A 17,064-nucleotide genomic window follows, 5' to 3' on the forward strand; every position below is an offset into this window, starting at 1 on the left:
ATATTGACATCCAATTAAACCCGGGTAGAATGCATTCCTGTTGAAACTTCAGCAGGAGCGTTTCTCATGGATGCCGCAGCAACCCAAGCGTGCACGGCGTTTGCCGGCACGCAGCGCCTGGCAGCCGGGCCCGTCCGCGACGTCGCCCGGGCCGTCAAGATCCACGTCGATGCACACCCCGAATCGCAGGTGCTGGTGTTCGACAACACCACCGCGCAGCCGGTGGAATTCGACTTGCGCGGCACGGTGGAAGACGTGCTTGCCCGCCTCGATCGCGCCGCGCCATCTGCCACGCAACCCGCTGAACCCGAAAGCCGCCCGCGTGGCCCTGGTCGCCCAAAGCTCGGCGTGATTGCGCGCGAGGTCACCTTGCTGCCTCGCCACTGGGACTGGCTGGCCGCGCAGCCGGGTGGGGCGTCGGTTACGCTGCGCAAGCTGGTGGAAGATGCACGCCGCGCCGCCGAAGGCGCAAACCGCCGACGCGAGGCCCAAGAGGCTGCTTACCGCTTCATGTCGGCCATGGCCGGCAATGCCGCACGCTTTGAAGACGCCACGCGCGCCTTGTTTGCCGCAGATGCCACGGCGTTCGAATCCTTCACCCAATCCTGGCCCGCCGATGTGCGCGATTTTGCGCGCGAACTGGCGAGCCGGGCATTCCAACCTCAACAGGAGGCTGCATGACAGCGCTTGCTGCTCGCCCGTTGTGGCGAACATTCATTGCATTTCTCGGCCCGCTGATCCTGGCCAACATCCTGCAATCGTTGTCGGGCACGCTCAACAACGTCTATGTGGGCCACATGCTGGGCGTGAAGGCACTCGCCGCGGTGTCGGCGTTCTTCCCGATCCTGTTCTTCTTCATCGCCTTCATCATCGGGTTGGGGTCCGGTGCGGCGGTGCTGATCGGGCAGGCGTGGGGCGCCAAGAAGCCCGAGGCGGTCAAGACTGTTGCCGGCACCACGCTCTCCGTGGGCTTCATCGTGGGCCTGGCGGTGGCGCTGCTGGGTGGCCCGTTCGCTAACGCGCTGCTGGGGTGGCTCGGCACGCCGGCCGACATCCTGCAAGACGCCACGCTCTACGCCAGCGTCATGCTCTATGCCATGCCGGGCCTGTTCGTCTACCTGCTGGCTACGGCGATGATGCGCGGCGTGGGCGATACGCGCACGCCGCTGCGCACCCTCGCGCTGTCGACTGCAATCGGGCTGGTGCTGACGCCGACCTTCATTCGCGGCTGGTTCGGCTTGCCGCAACTGGGCGTGGCAAGCGGCGCCGCGGCGACCATCATTTCGTTCACGGTCGCGCTGGTGTGGCTCGCCTTCTTCCTGCGCCGCCGCAATCATCCGCTGGCGCCCGATGCCGTGCTGGCGCGGCACCTGTGGGTCGATTTTGGCGTGCTCAAAACCGTGCTGAAGATCGGCGTGCCGACGGGCGTGCAGCTTGTGGTCATCTCGATTGCCGAGCTGGCGTTGCTGTCCTTCGTCAACGGCTTCGGCTCCGACGCGACGGCAGCGTACGGCGCCGGCACGCAGATCATCAGCTACGTGCAGTTTCCCGCCATGTCGATTGCGATCACGGCGTCCATCCTCGGCGCGGAGGCCATCGGTGCGGGCAATACGGAACGGCTGGACGCCATCACCCGTACCGGGCTCTGGCTCAACGTGGCCATTACCGGCGTACTGGTGGTGATGGCCTTGCTGTTCTCGCGTGCCGTGATCGGCTGGTTTACCACCAGCGCAGAAGTGATGGGCCTTGCCCAGAGCCTGCTGCACATCTCGCTGTGGAGTTCCGTCATCTTCGGCATGGCGAGCGTCTTCTCGGGCGTGATGCGCTCAAGCGGCACGGTGATGGCGCCCACGGCCATTTCCATCCTCGCCATTGCGGCGGTGGAAGTGCCGGTGGCCTGGGTGCTGAGCCGGCATATCGGCACCGACGGCATCTGGGCTGCGTATCCGGCTGCCTTCCTCGCCATGTTCGTGATGCAGGGGCTGTATTACGCGCTCGTGTGGCGACGCCGCGCGCAGCGGTTCGGCATCCGCCGCATGGTTTGACGCCACCGCTGCCGGCTGATTGAGAGGCGGCGTGGTGGTCGCGATGCCCATGCGGCTCAGGCAGGCTCGAGCCCGGCCGACGCATCGTCCGCACGCGGTTGACGCACCAACCGCACTGCGGGCGATTGCACAATGCACAGCAGCTGCAGGGCAAAGCCCGCCGCCGCCGCCACGAGGCACGCGCCCACACCGGCGTGTGCGGCGAGCCACGCTGCCATTGCCGCACCGACCGGCCGAGCGCCATACGACATCACATTCACTGCGGATACGCGCGCCAGCGACGCGGGTGGCGTCACCGTCTGCCGCAGCGTGGTCGTGCTCACCACCCAAAGAATGGGTCCGCCACCCAGCAGAAAGAAGCCCGCCTGTGCCAGCACCGGCCAAGGCTGCCAGAGTGTGGCCGCAAGCAGCACGCCGCCCGCCAGTCCGCACACCGGGCCAGTTGCCACCACATGGCCGAAGCGCCAGCGCGCAAGGATGCGCGCGGCCAGAAGTGCGCCGATCACCATGCCCGCGCCGTACATGCCGAGCGTCAACCCAATCGCCTGTGCAGAAAGACTCAACCGGTGCGCCGCATACGGAACGAAGATGGCAAGCACCATGAAGAAGGACATGGTGAAAACGTATTGCGTGATGAATACCGGCCGCAGCAGCGGGTGTTGAAACACGAAGCGCGCGCCCTCGGCAATGTCTTGCAGCGGATGCGCCGCGCGCCGGGCCACGGGCGCCGGGGCGGTTACGCCAGCCATCAGCGCCGCAGCCACGGCGGACAGCGCCGCCGCCAGCGCGAACGCCGCCATTGAGCCTGTCCAGCCGATCAGCGCACCGCCGATGGCCGGCCCGCACGCAAATGCGATCGTGCGCGCCAATTCGATGCGGCCGTTTGCGCGCGCGAGCATTGCTGCCGGCACGAGCGATGGCACCAATGCAGGCGCCGCCACACTGAACACCGCCGTGCCGCACACGGCAACAAAGCCCAGCACACCGAGCGCGGCCAGGTTCAGCCGCCCGACCACCAGCAACCCCGCCACAGCAAACAAGGCCAACGCGCGCACCGCCTCTGCGCCGGCCATCAGGGCGCGCTTGGGCCATCGGTCGGCCAGCATGCCGATAGGAATGGCAAACAGCACGAACGGCAGCGTGAGCGCCACTTGCAGCCAGCTCGCCGTGCTGGCGTCGGCATGCAGGGTGAGCACCGCCACCATTGGCATGGCGGCAAGCGCAATCTGTTCGGCAGACTGCGCGGCCAGGTTGGAACCCGCTAGCCGGTTGAAGCCCGGCGGCAGATGGTCGACAGCAGGGTCATGGGGATCGGACATCGCACACTCCTGAAGAGGTCCGCTTCAGGGTAGGGATGGCGATCTCTGGATGCGCTCCGCTTCTTGCGGGCAAATTCGGAGCGCGACCGTGGCTACAGGATGGGCGCGAACAGCTTGGCCACGTGCATGATCACGCGGCGCAGCGGGTGTGCGCGTTCGTATTCGTCACGGCCCACGCGGGCGGCTTCGGAAAAATCGGCTTCGAGCATCTGCGCGACATCGTTGGCGAAGCGCGAGTCGGCGGTCATGATCATCAGCTCGAAGTTCAGGCGGAACGAACGGTTATCGAGGTTGGCGCTGCCCACGGCAGCGGCCTCGTCGTCGATCAGCACGACCTTCTGATGCAGGAAGCCGGGCAGGTAGCGGTAGATCTTCACGCCCGCGCGGATCGCCTGATACGCATACAACGTAGACGCCAGGAACACCATGTGATGGTCCGGCCGCGACGGGATCAGGATGCGCACGTCCACCCCGCGCAGCACGGCCAGGCGCAGCGCGGCAAACACCGCTTCGTCCGGAATGAAGTACGGCGACGTGATCCACAGCCGCTTGCGCGCCGACTGAATGGCCTCCATGAAGAACAGCGAGCAGGTTTCCTGCTTGTCGGCCGGGCCGCTGGCGACCACCTGGCAAACCATGTCTTCTTCGGGGCGCAGCTCGGGCACGATCAGTTGCGGCACTTCGCGGGCAGCCCAGTACCAGTCTTCGGCAAAGGTGAGCTGCAGGTCCATCACGGCGGCACCGACGATCTCGATATGCGTGTCGCGCCACGGTGCAAGCGGCGGCTTTTCGCCCATGTATTCGTTGCCGACGTTGTGGCCGCCCACGTAAGCGCGCTCGCCGTCCACCACCACGAGCTTGCGGTGGTTGCGGAAATTGAGTTGGAAGCGGTTGACGAACCCGGCATGGGTGGAGAACGGCTTGGCGTGTACGCCGCCTTCAATGAGCCGCTGCACATAGCGGCGAGGTAGCGCGTGGCAGCCGATGCTGTCGAAAAGAAAGTAGACGCGCACCCCGGCCCGCGCGCGATCGAGCAGCAGTTCGGCAAGTCGGCGGCCAAGCGTGTCGTCGTGCACGATGAAGAACTGCACGATCAGCACCCGGCGCGCCTGCGCAATGGCCGCAAAGATGGCCTCGAAGGTTTCTGCGCCGTTGACGAGCAGCCGCACGCGATTCCGCGCCAGGCACGGTGTGCCGGTCAGGCGCGGCAAGGCCTGCATGCAGGTGTGCTGCGGCGCGACCACGCTCGATTCATGGTCGCGCAGTCGACGCCAGTCGTCGGAGAGGGTGATTTCGCGCAGGCGGGCGTTGTGAAAGCGCCGCGCATCCACATAGCCCGCAAAGGTGCTCCGCCCGAAGATCAGATACGGGATCAGCGTGAATTCCGGCAGCGTGACCAGTGAGATGGCCCAGGCGATGGCGCCCTGGGACGTACGCACGGTCAGCACGGCATGCATGGCCGCGAGCACGCCCACGGAGTGCACAAGAAAGAGAAAGGCGGCAAATGCGGTGGTGTTGGTCAGCATCGAACGCAGTGGGAAGAGGGCACACCTTGGGCCATTTTGACACGCCGCAGGTGGCGTCGGATAAACACGGATACTGCCTCGGCGGGTATCTCGCGTAGTCTGACCGTGCTGTCTGTCCAGGCACGCCGCATGCTGGTGTGAAGTGGACGTCCTCTCGACTTGACGTACCCAACACGACATCGAACATGCAAGGGCACCCAAGGAACCACCCGACCGCCTATCTGCGCGCCTGGTTTGCCTGGCTGGTCATTGCGCTGCTGACGGGCTGCGCAAGCCTGCCCGAGCACGTCGATCGGCCTGTGACGACGGCGCTGCCCAATGCTGAATCGGCCACCTTGCTGGGGCGTCTCGCTCAGACGAACGCGCCGTCGGCCGATGTGTCCGGCTTCCGGTTGATCCCCTCGGGCGAAGAAGCCTACGCCACGCTGCTCACACTGGCCGACCGGGCAGAACGCACGCTGGACTTGCAGTACTTCATCATTGAAAGCGACAACAGCGTGCGCGAATTGATGCGTCATGTGTTGGCGGCTGCCGAGCGCGGCGTGCGTGTGCGCATGCTGGTTGACGACCTGCACAGCGACGGGCGTGATCTCGCGTTCCTCAAGTTCTCGTCGCACAAGAACATCGATGTACGCCTGTTCAACCCGTTTCCGGGCGGTCGGATGTCGAATCTGACGCGGTATCTGAGCGGCGCGGCCGAGTTCCGCCGCGTCAACCGGCGCATGCACAACAAGGCCTTCATTGCCGACAACGCGCTGGCCGTGACAGGCGGGCGCAATCTGGGCGCCGAGTATTTCACGCAAAATCAGACCACCAACTTTGTGGATCTCGACGTGCTGGCCGCGGGGCCCGCGGTGCGGCAATTGTCGTCAGCGTTCGATGCCTACTGGAACAGCGAATTCGCCTATCCGGTGCGGGCGTTGGCGCCCGAGCCGACTGCCGCGCATCCGCCCGAGCAAAAAGAGGGGAACTATCCGCCGCCGGTGACAATGCCGCGTCGCCCGGAGGGTGCGCCGCAGCATATCGACGTGCCGACCCAGCCGATCGACACCGGTTCGGGTTCGAGCGAGCCGTCATCGGGCCAGGTGGTCTCGCACGTTGAGCAACGTCGCAACCAGACGGACCTCGTCAGCCCGGCGCCGGAAGAACCCTTGCCGCTCAAGCCTGCCCCGCGTGACTGGTTCCTTGCCGATCAGATCGCCCGGGGCCGGCTGCGCCTGGAGTGGGCACCCGCGCAGGTGATCGTCGACCGTCCGGCAAAGGTGTCGGGCGACAAGGTGGAACCGGGCGGCGAACGCCTTGCCCAGACGCTCCTGCACATGATTGACGATGCCCGGCGCGAGGTGGTGTTGATCTCGCCCTATTTCGTGCCAGGCAAGCGTGGTGTTGAGGTGGCCAAGCATTTGGAGGAGCGCGGCGTGCGCCTGCGCGTGCTGACCAACTCCCTGGCGGCGACCGACGCGCCCATTGTGCATGTCGGCTATGCGAAATATCGTGGCGAGCTGGTCGACGACGGTGTTGAACTGTACGAACTCCGTCCGACGCTGGGCGATCGGCCAAAGATGTTCGGCACGTTCCGTTCCTCGCAGGCGAGCCTGCACGTGAAATCGATCGTGGTGGACCGCAGCACGCTGTTTGTCGGCTCGATGAACATCGACCCGCGCTCTATCGCACTGAACACGGAAACCGGGTTGATCATCCGCAGTCCGGTGCTGTCGGAGGCGGTAGCCCGGCTGTTTGACGACTCGGTGCGCGACAGTGCCTACCGGGTGACCAAGGATGATGGCCACTTGCGCTGGACCACGCACGAGAACGGCAAGGAGGTCGTCGTCGATCACGAGCCCGAGGTCGGCCTGGGCCGCCGGACGTGGATCCAGATGCTGGCGCCGTTTACCCCGGAAGAGCTGCTATAGCGGGGCCCAAAAAGAGAAAACGCCGCGAAGGGCGGCGTTTCGCAGCTCTGGCCAGGGGTTGCCCGGCCGTTGCCTCATTACATCTTCTGCTTGGTGTTGTCAGCCGCGTTTTCCAGCTTCTGGCCACCGGTCTGGATGTCCTTACCCATGCCCGCCATCGTGTTGCAGCCAGCCAGAACGGCGCAGCCCAGGGCCAGCAGTGCGATCAGTTTCTTCATCTCGATCCCCTTGTGAGCCGTGCGGTATCCCGCACGATGTTGGTGATTGCCACCCCAGCGGTGGCGCAATCCGCATTTTAGTGCGACCCCGCGCACGTGGGGTGCGTCGGCCGCATCTTTTTTGCCGTCTTGCATATCACTTGCGGCGCATTCCGGACATTCGGGGCGCAGCCCTCTACTTCTCCCGTCCGCTGCCGTTAGCACCTTTGGGAGTGAACAGGGTGCCTGAAGAGGGGCGCGGGGACGGGATCTCGGCGCCGCACGGCCCAACCATGCAGGAGAAAAACACATGTGGAAGTGGATGGACACAAGCATTCGCACGCGGCTAACGTTTCTGGTCGCGGTATTTGCAGTGATGATTGCCCTGGTGGGCTTCGCGGGTATCACCACCGGCCGGGCGACCAATGACGATTTGCGCGCGGTGTATCTGGAAGACGCCAAGGGGTTGGACCTGCTGGCCAAAGACACCATCAACCTGCTGTGGGCGCGCATCCACCTGACCAATTTCGATTCGGTCTCGTCGCCGGAAGAACTCAAGAAGCTGCTGGCTGATGCGCACACCATGGTCAACTCGGCCAACGATGCCTGGGCCCAGTTCATGAAGCTGCCGATTCCGGAGGCCGACCGCGCCCAGCTGCAAGCCGCCGACGCCGCCCGCACCAAGTTCGTCAAGACCGCGCTGGAGCCGGCCATTGCCGCGCTGGAGCGCAGCGACCTCACCACGTACCGTGAGCTGAACACGAACCTGGTGCCGAAGCTCTTCGTCGATTACGACACGGCGCTCGGGCCGCTGGTCGGGGCGCGCTTCAAGTACGGCCAGCAACGCTTTGACCATTCCCAATCGCGCTACGCAATGAGCATCTGGATTTCGGGTGGCTTGCTGGCCGCCGCGCTGGTGCTGTCGGTGGTGGCGCGTGGCGTACTCGGCCGCACCGTGGTGCGTCCGCTGGAGCGCGCCATTCAGGTGTTCGAGCGTATGGCCTCCGGCGACCTCGCCACCCGAATGGAAGGCCAGACCACCGCTGGCCGGCGCGACGAGACCGCTCGCCTCATGCACGCGGTGTCGTCCATGCAAACGAGCCTGCAGCAGATCATCGGGCAAGTGCGCACGGGATCGGATTCGATCGCCAGCGCCACCAAGCAGATTGCAGCCGGCAATGCCGATCTCTCGCAGCGCACGGAGCAACAGGCTTCATCGCTGGAAGAAACAGCGTCGAGCATGGAAGAGCTGACCAGCATCGTGAAGCAGAACGCCGACAACGCGCGTCAGGCGAGCACGCTGGCAGTCAGCGCGTCGGACATCGCCGTCAAAGGCGGAGAAGTCGTCGGCCGCGTGGTCGACACGATGGCCGGCATCAACGAAAGCAGCCGCAAGATCGCCGACATCATCGGCGTGATCGAGGGCATTGCGTTCCAGACCAACATCCTGGCGCTGAATGCCGCGGTGGAAGCCGCACGCGCTGGCGAGCAGGGCCGCGGTTTTGCCGTCGTTGCCGGCGAGGTGCGCAGCCTCGCGCAGCGCAGCGCCACGGCGGCCAAGGAGATCAAGGAGCTGATCGGCGATTCGGTGGGCCGCGTGCAGAACGGCTCGACCCTGGTGGCCGAAGCCGGTACGGTGATCGACGAGGTGGTCGTGGCCGTGCGCCGCGTGACCGACATCATGGGCGAGATCAGCGCTGCGTCGGAAGAGCAGAGCAGCGGCATCGAGCAGGTCAACCAGGCCGTCACGCAGATGGATCAGGTGACGCAGCAGAACGCCGCGCTGGTCGAGCAGGCTGCGGCCGCGGCGGAATCGCTGGAAGAGCAAGCGGAGGCGCTGCGCAGCGCGGTGGCGGTCTTCCGCGTCGAACACACATAAGCAGCGCGGGCGCCAACACCAATGCCCTTCCGCCTGACAGGCGGGAGGGCATTTTCCTTTACGGCATCAGATCGCGCGCGCGCTCGGCAATCACGTCTTGTGTGTCGTCGATCCAGCGGGCCGGGAAGGGCTGCGAGAGCAGGTAGCCCTGGATCACGTCGCACCGGCAGGCGCGCAAGGCATGGAGCTGTGCGGCGGTTTCCACGCGCGTTGCGATGACGGGCACGCCCGCACCATGCGCGGCAGTCACCAGGCGTTGCAGCACCGTGTGATCGCTCGCGTTGCTCACTGCGTTGACGATCGCCTGGTCGAGCTTGACCTGAACGGGGCGGAACGTTGCCAGGCAATCGAGGCTGTGCGCGGTGGCTCCAAAGTCTTCCACCGCCACGCGCGCGCCGCAAGCGTGCAGGGCTTCCACCGCTTTCTGCGCCGAGCCGTTGGCACGGTGCAGCGTGTGTTCCGATATCTCGAAGACAAGCCGGGTGGTCGGCACCGCGTGGCGCACGGCAATGTCGCGCACGACGTCGCTCAATTGCGGATCGAGCAGCTGTGCAACCGACAGGTTGACGGCTGCATGCACGCCCGGCTGATGCCGGCTGTTGCGTCCCGCGCGCTCGGATTCCTCGCGCAGCAGTCCGGCCAGCATCTGGGCTGCGCTGTCGAGCACCCAGTGGCCCACCTCGCGAATGTCGCCGGTCTGCTCCAGGATCGGCAGAAAATCCGCCGGTGCCACGCCTCCCAGCTCGGGTGAGCTCCAGCGCAGCAAGAATTCGTAGCCGACGATCCGTCCGTCGGTCAGGCTCAGTTGTGGCTGCAGGTTCAGGCTGAACTGGCGGCGTGCAAGCGCGTGGCGCAGTTGGGCGGCCAGGCGCGGGTGCTCGGCGATGGCGTCGTATCCGTCGGCGCGGGCGACGTTGGTGCCCGTGCCTGGGGGCATGGCCGCCGGGGCATACAGCGCGGGGCTTGGTTCGGCACCGTGCTGAACACCATAGAGTGCCCGGTCGGCCTGTTCAATCAGCCGTGCCGCATCGGAGGGCATGCCCTCGAAAAGCGTCATGCCGATACTGCAAGAGCAGACCAGCTCGTAACCATGCGTGATGAAAGGTCGCGTGAGTGCCGCAGAAATCCGCCGCGCCAGATCATGTACATCCTGTGCCGAGACGAAGTCTGGGCAGGCAACGGCAAAAGTCTCGGGGCCGATGCGCCCGACGATGGGTGCGTTGCCATCCGCGGCGGGCACGCTCAGCGCCTCAAGCCGCGATGCACATTCGGCGATGACCTCCCGCGCTGCCAAGGGCCCGAGCGTGTTGGTCGCCTCGGCAAAATGGTCGAAGCCGATCAGCAGCAGGGCGCCGATTGCATCCTGGCGTGCGGGCTGAGGCATGGCAGCCAGCAATTGGACGAATCGCCCGCGGTCGGGCAATCCGGAGATGGGATCCAGACTCGATGGCGCGGCAGACCTTGCGCGGCTCATAAATGGGGATCGTCCTGCAAATACCTTTAAAACGGAAATGCGTGCGCTCGGGGCGCCGTCAATTGTAATGCTTTGTCACAGGTAAGCCTGCGGCATCATAAGCCTAAAGGCAGCCATGATGGCCGTTTCCCAGCATCTTTTTGCGTGGATCAGGCGAACGCCTTTAACGTTTAACGCTAATTAATTCTGATCAAAAAGATGCGAATATCAGTGCTGTTTCCACGTTACACCATGCGCTGCCCACCCCAAAGCAACTGTTCATAGATAAAGCACTGCAGCAGCATCTTTTGGGCGGCGACCAACTCGACGAATTCCACGCCATATTGATACACGTTGGGCAGGTCGGCCGGTTTTTCACTGCGCACCAGCGCAGCAGCCACCAGTTCGGAATGGTAGTCGCGCGTTTTCACCCGGAAGCGCAGACGCGCAGGCGCGCCGCTCACTTCCAGCCGATGCGCCGAGCGGAACGACGCGCCCGTGGTGCTGATGTCGGAGATATGGATCATGCGTGGCGGGTCGCCGCTCACCAGCATCTTGCCGACCACGTTGGCGCGCACGCGCAGCGATTTGCGCAACGCGCGGTTCTTGATCCGCCGCGGCGGCGACAACACGACGTATTCGAACGGGATGCGGCTTACCGCCATGACCGTGCATTCGAAAGTGGCGATGCCCTCGCCCGAGAATGCGTGAACGTCCACCAATTCATCCTTGACCGGCATGACTGCGCGGCCGCCGTCGATGGGCATGGTGATGAGCAGGTGGCGCTGCGGGCTGTAGCCTATTACCCGCGCGGTGCCCTTGGTTTGCCCGGCGCCTGCGGTCAGGCGCACGGTCAGCATGCCGCCGGGGCGCAGGCCCAGCAGCTCCATGGCGATCGTGCGTTCACCGTCAAGGTCGTCCCCCATGTCGGGGAACATCGTGTTGGGGAACTGCGTATTGGCAAACGCCGGCGCAGGCGTGGGCGTGCTGTCCGGCTGACGATGCGGGCGGTGCAGCGTACACAGCAGGTCGATTTCTTCCGGCGAGTGGATGACATCGCCCTTCGGGACGAGCAACTGCCCGTCGGCGTCAAGCATCGGCCACGGCAGGGGAATCGCAAGCGGAATGTCGAGAGGTTGAAGTTCGAGCATGGCAATAGGGAGCCCACGCCCGCGCGGGGCCCCACGTTTCTTTACGGCCAAATGTTGCACAACTTTAAGCGCACTTATTGTGCAGGAAGGCTGGCACGCGAGTTGCGGCCCTGCAGCCATGATCGAGCACAATGTCGGTTCCAACGTGGATGGGGTGGGCACGCGCATGGCGTTTCGGCGGCATTTCTGGGCGGCGGTGGAGCAGTTTGCTCGCTATGTCGTCATCGGCGGCGGTGCAACGCTGGCGCACTATGTGGTGCTGTTCGGGCTCGTGCAGGTGGGGGTCTCGCCGTGGCGGGCGTCGGTGGCGGGCAGCGTGATCGGTGCCACGCTCAACTACTTCATCAGCCGGCAGGCCGTCTTCAACAGCACACGTGGGCATATCGGCGCGATGGTGCGCTTTGGCCTGGTGGCCTTTCTCGCGTTGGGGTGCAATGCGACCATCATGGCCGTCGGCCTGGGGATCGGTTTGTATTACCTGATCGCGCAGGTGTTTGCCTCGTCCATCACGGCCATCTTCAACTTCCTGGTGCACCGGTACTGGACGTTTCGTGACGCCGATGCCGTCGCCGCGCCAACGGAGCCCCAACCGATCATCGTGCCGGCACGGCCCACGCACAACGGGCCCTGAGGCGCTGCCGTGCGCGTTAGTGCCGGCTTGCCGCGCTCTGCACGCCGACGCCGGTTTCCGAAACGAAGGTCACGTCACCAATGCCGTCAGCGGGCGGGACAGGGGCATCGTCCCGCAGGCGCTCCACCACCAGGTGAATGTCGATCACATCGGCCACGCCGGACGCCTCCAGCGAGACAAGTGCCGCCAGCTGCGCAATCGCAAACGTATCCGCGAGCAGCGGCGTATCGTCGTGAAGATCGCCGGCAACGCGGGCAGTTGTGGTCTTGCCGGCGGTGCGCTTGGGATGCTGCGCGGTTTCACGTGCGCGATAGGCGAAATAGGCGTCGGCAAAGTGCACGCGGTGCGCGTCGAATACGCGCACCGCGGCGGTGAGGGCATCGTCCACCCAGGCTGGATCGACTGGCGTCGTTCCGGGCCCGGTGCCTTCGGGCAGGCCCGCTAGCTTGAGCGCATACCGATGCGTCTGCGTGCCGGGGGCGACAAAGCTCAATTCCATACGACCTCCCACAACCGCGTGCGCTGTTGCCGCGGCTCGCCGTGTTTGAATTCGCCCCCCTGAAGCGATATTGAAGAATAGTAACGGAGCCGGCCCTTTGCGCGTTTCGTCCTTCCGGATGAGGCTGGGGGCCTTGTTTTCACCTTAAGACATTCACAATGTGGAGATCGTTGCCCACCGGGGTGGCAAACGATTGCGTGTTGGCAGTGTCTACTCGACCTAACCGAACGGCTAGCTGCTTCGCGGCGGGGGGACGGTGTACAGTTGTGAAGTGTCCGGCGACGCTGGGCAAGAGTCGACAATCGACGTCGACAAACGCAGACGGGAATGACGCGGGGCGCGTTTCCTTCGCGTCATCTCGCGCACGAGGGGACCCAAAGCGCGCTCGGGGTCCATGTCCCCTCGCGGGAAGGGATTGCCCCGTTAACTCGCGGCTTCTATAGTCCGCCTCGATTCGTGCGCTTGCAACGCACCAAGGTCTGTCAGTGCCAGCTGCCAACTGGTCCACGCAGACCACGAGACCGGTTACGGGGATCACGCCAACGCCCACCGCGCGCGCCCGACGCAACCATTGCGTCATAGGGCTCCCGGCGGCGCGATGGCCACCACATCAACCACCCCCGGGACTGCCGCATTCGCGAAACAGCATCGCCATGCTTGAGGACGACCACTTGTACAAGGCTGCGATCGAACATTCGCCGATAGGAATCGGCCTGTGCGCGCCGGAGGGTCGCTTCCTCGACGTGAACCGAGCGCTGTGCGCGCTGACCGGTCACGAAGCACAGGCGCTGCGCAAGCGCGATCTGTTCGACCTGTGCCACCCCGATCACACTGAGCGCACGCGACACGGCATCGAGTCGCTGCTCACCGGCCAGCGCGATGCGCTGTCGATGGAAACGCGCCTGGTCCGTCAAGACGGCACCACCGTGTGGGTGCAGACCGACGTGGCGGTGGCGCACGATCACGGCAACCAGCACCTCGTCGTGCAGATGCAGGACGTGACCGCGCGGCGCCTGGCGCTGGAATCGCTGCGCGCGTCGGAGCAACGGCTGGCCTATGTGCTGGACGGCGCCGGGCTGGGTACGTTCGACTGGTCCACGCGTGCACGGCATGTGTCGTTCAACCGCCGGACGGCCGACATGCTCGGCTACGAGCCGACCGATCTGTCCAACGATCCGGATGCGTGGTTCGCCATGGTGCATCCGCAGGACGCCGCATTGAGCGCGCGGCGCATCTATCGCCATATGCGCGGTGATGCCGACAGCTTTGAAATCGAGCAGCGCATGCGCGCGCGCCATGGCCAATGGATCTGGGTGGCTGCGCGCGGGCGCGTGACCGAGCGCGATGCCCGCGGCATGGCCACGCGTGTGAGCGGCACGCTGCTCGACGTGACAAAGCGGCGCACGGCGCTGGACCAGGCGCACCACCTTGCGTTGCATGATCCGCTGACGGACTTGCCCAACGCACGTTTGCTTCGCGATCGCCTGTTCGTCGCCATTCAGGCGGCGCGTCGCGCGCGCGGGCAGGTTGCCGTGGTGTTCATTGATCTCGATCGCTTCAAGCCCGTCAACGATGAGTATGGCCACGCGGTGGGAGATCTCGTCCTGAAGGCCACGGCGATGCGGTTGCGCAGCGGGCTGCGCGCTTCCGACACGGTGGCGCGCCTGGGCGGCGATGAATTTGTCGCCGTCCTCACGCATTGCGCCACGCGCGACGATGTGACGCAAACTGTGGAGCGTCTGATCGAACAATTGCAGACGCCCTTCCGTGTGGAAGGCCACGTGCTGTCGTTGGGCGTGAGTGCTGGCGTGGCGTTGTACCCGACCGACGGGCACGACGCGCAGACGCTCATCCGCAATGCCGACGCCGCGATGTATGAAGTCAAACGTGCCGGTGGCAACGGCCTGGGTTTCCATGCATCGCTCAACTACGAGCGGCTGATGGGCATGCGATCGCGCGATCGCGATCTCGACGGCGAAGCCGACGCCCGCTAGTCCATCACTGCGCGCTAAAACAAAACGGCCCGCCGCAAGGCAGGCCGTCTTTCTTCAAGCGTTGCAAACGCTCAGGTCTTAGAACGTGTACCGCAAGTACAGCTCGTTCAGATCGGTGCCGGGGTTCGGGCGCTTGATCGACGCGTTCGACAGGTGTTCGAAGCGGTAGCCCATCTGGAATTGCTGCTTGCTGCCAAAGGCCACGCCCACGCCGATCATGTCGGAGAACTGGAAGGCCGTGCTGAAATAGTGCTCGTTGGACGTGCTGACGTGCGACAGCAAGCGCGGGCCTACACCAGCCTCGATGAACGGTACCCACGAGCCGCCGCGCTTTTCAAGGCGGAACAGCGGCGTCACGCCGAATTCGGTGATGTTTTGGCGGTTGGTGCCCTTGGTCGAGCGCCACTGGCCCAGCGCGACTTCCCAATCCAGGTTCACGAACCAGCCTTGCGGGTTGCCCCAGTGGAAGCCCGAGTCGAAATCCAGGTCGACGCCGTATTTCTCGATACCGTGCTTGTTGTCTTTGCCGTAGATGGCGCGCACGGACGGGTCGGCCTGAGCGGGCAGGGCAGCAAACAGCGTGGCGGCACCCAGGGCGGCGGCCAGCAGCTTGGCGGAACGGGGAAGCGCGGATCGGATCATCAGAGAGAGCAGAATCAGTTGAGCGGCGCGCGTGAATCGGGGCAACTGCGTCGGCAACCACGCGCGCGGCGGACGTGGTGGCAGGCAAACAGACGGTCGGGATTGCACCGGCGGCGGGCTTGCAAGGCACCGGACGACGCAATTTGCGCGCCCGCTGCTGCACCCGCCGGCCCCGATGATCGGGACGGTCTGAAATAAATTCCGACGATTATAGGGGGAACTATCCGACTGCGTGCGTGCTTACGCACAAGGGGACATTGCCGGCGGCGAAACGTCGTCGGCCGCCGGCAACACAACACCGAAAGAGTTATTGGGCGGCAGGCGCGGATGCCGGCTGCAGTGCGGCCTTGCCGACCAACGGCACTTCGCCGTGCCACCCACCTCCCAGCGCCTTCACCAGCAGCACCGCTGCCGAATACTGCTTGCCCTGCAGTGTGAGCAGCGTGCGCTCGGCACTGTAGGCCGTGGCTTGTGCGGTAATGACTTCCAGGAAACTCACCGTGCCTGCGCGATAACGGTTCAGGTTGAGCTGCGCGGCTTCCTGCGCGGCCTTGACGGCATCGGCCTGTACGCCAAATTCCTGCGTTTGCCAGCGCAGCGCGGCGAGGTTGTCTTCGACATCCTGGAATGCACCGAGCACGGTCTGGCGGTACGTTGCGACCGATGCATCGTAAGCAGCGCCGGCCTTGTCGACGGCGGCCGCACGCGCACCGCCATCAAACAGCGTCGCCGCCAGGGTCGGGCCGATCGACCAGACGCGGCTAGGCAGTGTTGCCAGGCGCGAAAGCGTGTTGGCCGCCAGGCCGGCTGAGGCACCCAGCGAAAGCGTCGGGAAGTATGCGGCCTTGGCCACGCCGATCTGCGCGTTGGCAGCGGCCATGCGGCGCTCGGCGGCGGCAATGTCGGGTCGGCGCTCCAACACGGCCGATGGCACTTGCAGCGGAATGGCAGGCAGGGCCGGCAGGTCGGCGGCGCTCGCAGCAGTGGCTGGGGCCAGCGAGAACTCCGCCGGCGGTTTGCCGATCAGCACGGCAATGGCGTGCTCAAGCTGCGCTCGGGTGACTTCGGTATCCAGCAGCAGCGCCTGCGACTGCTTGAGCTGCGTCTGCGCGGTCAGCACATCCGAGCGCTGCGCCACGCCCACGGCGTACTGGTTTTGCGTGAGCTTCAGAAACCGCTCGTAATCGGCAACCGTGCGCTGCAGGACGGCCTTTTGGGTATCCGTGACACGCAATTGAAAATAATTCTGCGCAAGGGCCGCCTGCGCCGACAGCAAGGCGGACGATAGATCGCCTGCGCTGGCTTGCGCGCTGGCCTGGTTCGACTCGACCGTCCGGCGGATGCGGCCCCACAGGTCCAGCTCCCAGCTTGCGTTGAGCGACAGATTTTGCGAGTTCAGCAGGCTCGGGTTGCCGGTTGACAGGCTGCCATCCGGGTTGATCGAGGTACGTACGGACCGGCTGCGCGTGGCCGACGCGCTGGCACCCAGCGTCGGGAAGAACGAAGCCTGCGCCGATTGCACCAGCGCCTGGGCCTGGCGGTACTGTGCCTCGGCCACCAGGATGTTCTGGTTGGCGGCGGCCACCTGTTCTTCCAGCGTGTTCAGCTGCGGGTCGTTGAAGATCTCCCACCACTTGCCGCGGGCAATGGCGTCGCTCGGGTCGGCGACTTTCCAGTCGCCGGCTTCCTTGTATTGCTGCGGCACTTCGGCATCGGGGCGCTTGTAATCGGGCCCGACCGCGCAGGCCGAGATAAGCGCGCACGCGGCCAGCGCGAGCAATGAGGTGCGAAGGGCTTGAGTGCCTCTTGTCATGT

14 protein-coding genes are annotated in these 17,064 nt (G+C 65.0%); 6 read left to right on the forward strand and 8 right to left on the reverse strand.

The genetic code is table 11. From position 1 onward, the window contains the following. The first annotated feature begins 66 nt into the window (after nt 1-66). Nucleotides 67-681 (forward strand): DUF2239 family protein, encoded by a 615-nt coding sequence (locus RP6297_RS20435; protein ID WP_009240570.1) that lies wholly within the window; start codon nt 67-69, stop codon nt 679-681. Beyond that, nucleotides 678-2,045, forward strand: a complete 1,368-nt coding sequence (locus tag RP6297_RS20440; RefSeq protein ID WP_009240571.1) for an MATE family efflux transporter — start codon at nt 678-680, stop codon at nt 2,043-2,045. Before RP6297_RS20435 ends, RP6297_RS20440 begins: the two co-directional genes overlap by 4 nt. A gap of 56 nt (nt 2,046-2,101) precedes the next feature. On the opposite strand, the gene RP6297_RS20445 is transcribed toward RP6297_RS20440, so the two are convergent. Both RP6297_RS20445 and cls read right to left on the reverse strand, forming a co-directional pair. Next, entirely contained in the window at nt 2,102-3,364 is a 1,263-nt protein-coding gene (locus RP6297_RS20445) for an MFS transporter (RefSeq protein ID WP_009240572.1), read from the reverse strand. A gap of 92 nt (nt 3,365-3,456) precedes the next feature. Then, entirely contained in the window at nt 3,457-4,890 is a 1,434-nt protein-coding gene (cls, locus tag RP6297_RS20450; protein ID WP_009240573.1) for a cardiolipin synthase, read from the reverse strand. A gap of 185 nt (nt 4,891-5,075) precedes the next feature. On the opposite strand from cls, the gene RP6297_RS20455 reads away from it, so the two are divergent. Further along, nucleotides 5,076-6,803: a phospholipase D family protein gene (locus RP6297_RS20455; RefSeq protein WP_009240574.1), complete on the forward strand. Its 1,728-nt coding sequence runs from the start codon at nt 5,076-5,078 to the stop codon at nt 6,801-6,803. Between the two features lie 77 nt (nt 6,804-6,880). Here the strand turns inward: RP6297_RS20455 and RP6297_RS20460 are convergent, their stop codons facing one another. Further along, nucleotides 6,881-7,021, reverse strand: coding sequence for an entericidin A/B family lipoprotein (locus tag RP6297_RS20460; RefSeq protein ID WP_009240575.1), 141 nt, complete (start codon nt 7,019-7,021; stop codon nt 6,881-6,883). Nucleotides 7,022-7,310: 289 nt separating this feature from the next. Between RP6297_RS20460 and RP6297_RS20465 the strand changes: the two genes are divergently transcribed. Beyond that, a complete protein-coding gene (locus RP6297_RS20465) occupies nt 7,311-8,879 on the forward strand; it encodes a methyl-accepting chemotaxis protein (protein ID WP_009240576.1) in 1,569 nt (522 codons plus the stop codon). Between the two features lie 58 nt (nt 8,880-8,937). Here the strand turns inward: RP6297_RS20465 and RP6297_RS20470 are convergent, their stop codons facing one another. Both RP6297_RS20470 and RP6297_RS20475 read right to left on the reverse strand, forming a co-directional pair. After that, nucleotides 8,938-10,353, reverse strand: a complete 1,416-nt coding sequence (locus RP6297_RS20470; RefSeq protein WP_037028578.1) for a bifunctional diguanylate cyclase/phosphodiesterase — start codon at nt 10,351-10,353, stop codon at nt 8,938-8,940. 224 nt (nt 10,354-10,577) lie between these two features. Then, nucleotides 10,578-11,483 (reverse strand): flagellar brake protein, encoded by a 906-nt coding sequence (locus RP6297_RS20475; protein WP_009240578.1) that lies wholly within the window; start codon nt 11,481-11,483, stop codon nt 10,578-10,580. Between the two features lie 118 nt (nt 11,484-11,601). On the opposite strand from RP6297_RS20475, the gene RP6297_RS20480 reads away from it, so the two are divergent. Continuing rightward, a complete protein-coding gene (locus RP6297_RS20480) occupies nt 11,602-12,114 on the forward strand; it encodes a GtrA family protein (protein WP_009240579.1) in 513 nt (170 codons plus the stop codon). Between the two features lie 16 nt (nt 12,115-12,130). Here the strand turns inward: RP6297_RS20480 and RP6297_RS20485 are convergent, their stop codons facing one another. Beyond that, a complete protein-coding gene (locus RP6297_RS20485; RefSeq protein ID WP_009240580.1) occupies nt 12,131-12,613 on the reverse strand; it encodes a hypothetical protein in 483 nt (160 codons plus the stop codon). A gap of 653 nt (nt 12,614-13,266) precedes the next feature. Here RP6297_RS20485 and RP6297_RS20490 point away from each other — a divergent pair. Next, the gene (locus RP6297_RS20490; protein WP_009240581.1) at nt 13,267-14,607 is read left to right on the forward strand and encodes a sensor domain-containing diguanylate cyclase; all 1,341 of its coding nucleotides are present in this window, start codon (nt 13,267-13,269) and stop codon (nt 14,605-14,607) included. A gap of 78 nt (nt 14,608-14,685) precedes the next feature. Here RP6297_RS20490 and RP6297_RS20495 read toward each other — a convergent pair whose 3' ends face one another. Further along, nucleotides 14,686-15,249: an acyloxyacyl hydrolase gene (locus tag RP6297_RS20495; protein WP_009240582.1), complete on the reverse strand. Its 564-nt coding sequence runs from the start codon at nt 15,247-15,249 to the stop codon at nt 14,686-14,688. 307 nt (nt 15,250-15,556) lie between these two features. Further along, on the reverse strand, nt 15,557-17,062 hold the full coding sequence (locus RP6297_RS20500; RefSeq protein WP_009240583.1) for an efflux transporter outer membrane subunit: 1,506 nt from the start codon (nt 17,060-17,062) through the stop codon (nt 15,557-15,559). Nucleotides 17,063-17,064: the final 2 nt, after the last annotated feature.

The organism is Ralstonia pickettii, from assembly GCF_016466415.2.
GTDB lineage: Bacteria > Pseudomonadota > Gammaproteobacteria > Burkholderiales > Burkholderiaceae > Ralstonia > Ralstonia pickettii.